Origin of the sequence: Pseudomonas sp. Z18(2022) (assembly GCF_036346535.1) — a bacterium.
Classification (GTDB): domain Bacteria; phylum Pseudomonadota; class Gammaproteobacteria; order Pseudomonadales; family Pseudomonadaceae; genus Aquipseudomonas; species Aquipseudomonas yamanorum_A.
Window position 1 is genome coordinate 1 of record NZ_JAOTOA010000064.1, and the last position, 1,208, is coordinate 1,208.

Below are 1,208 nucleotides of genomic sequence, written 5' to 3' on the forward strand. Positions count from 1 at the left end.
CGTCGGTGGATGCTCAGGCCGCCAACGCCGACCCTGCGGATGTGCAGGCGCAAATCAATCTGCTCAAGCAAGGCCTTGAGCAACTCCAGTCATCAGTATTACTGCTCAGCGCTCCCGACGGCATCTGCGCCACCAGCGGTAAACACCTGCAATTGGCCGCGCAAAATAACCTGATGATCAACGCCGGGGCCGAGGCGGATATCAGTGTGGTGAAACGCTTGTTCATTGGCGTGGGGCAGGGGGTAAGTCTGTTTGTGCGCAAGTTGGGGATCAAGCTGATTGCGAATCAGGGAGCGATCAGCATCCAGGCGCAAAACGACAGGTTGGAACTGATGGCTCGGCATGGTCTGGATATCACCAGCACCGAGGATGAAATCCGCATTACGGCCAAGAAGAAAATCACCCTCAACGTTGATGGCACGTACATCACCCTGGACACGAGCAGTATCGAGTCGGGGACGAAAGACAGTTACGTCATCAAATCGCCGAATTTCGACTATGTGCCGGTCGCCGGACAGCAAGGGGGGCTGCTGCCACAGTTTCCTCCGTTGGTGGAGCATAAAACCGAATCCTTGAACCGCGAGAATTTCTCCGGTTGACCCCATTGCGAAGTTAGGAATGAAATATATGCTCAACATGCTCATACGCCTTTTCGATCCATTCAGATCCCCGCGACCTGCTTTGCGCCAGCGTTCGCCCATAAACGCCCGCCCAGTTGCTGTACCTGCACCACCCGAGCCCATTGTCGACCCGCTGCAACCGGTGAAGAACTGGAGCCACCCGTTCAAGGACAAAAACCACCCGCTCTTGCAGTTAACTCAGTTGGCAAAGGCCGAAGCTGGCTACTACCCATTGGGCCGCAATGGTCAGTTTCACGGCGGGGTGCATTTCGACGGTGGTACCGCTGGGGTGCTGGATCAATCCAGCGTGCACTGCCTGGCGGACGGCGAAGTGGTGGCCTACCGCTTCGAAGCACACTCGCCGACTACCACCTTTATCAACAGCGAACAGTGCGTGGCCAAACCGTTTTCACGCAATTTCGTGCTGGTCCGCCATCGTCTTCAGCCGCCGAAAATCCAAGGCAGCACGGACACGCCCCCAATCCTGATTTTCTACAGCCTGTACATGCATTTGCAGGATTGGGCGGTTTACCAGGCGGATTCAACGATTGTCCGACCAGCCTTCTGGCCGGAGGGCGCCACTCGGCG

Annotated in this window: 1 protein-coding gene and 1 pseudogene; both read left to right on the plus strand. The window is 56.8% G+C overall.

What is annotated here, in order from left to right; genetic code table 11:
• Positions 1-599 (plus strand): DUF2345 domain-containing protein (locus V3W39_RS33590; RefSeq protein ID WP_330214187.1); only part of this gene is annotated, 599 nt, incomplete at its 5' end.
• 28 nt (positions 600-627) lie between these two features.
• Positions 628-1,208: pseudogene (locus tag V3W39_RS33595) on the plus strand (hypothetical protein); the annotation flags it as partial.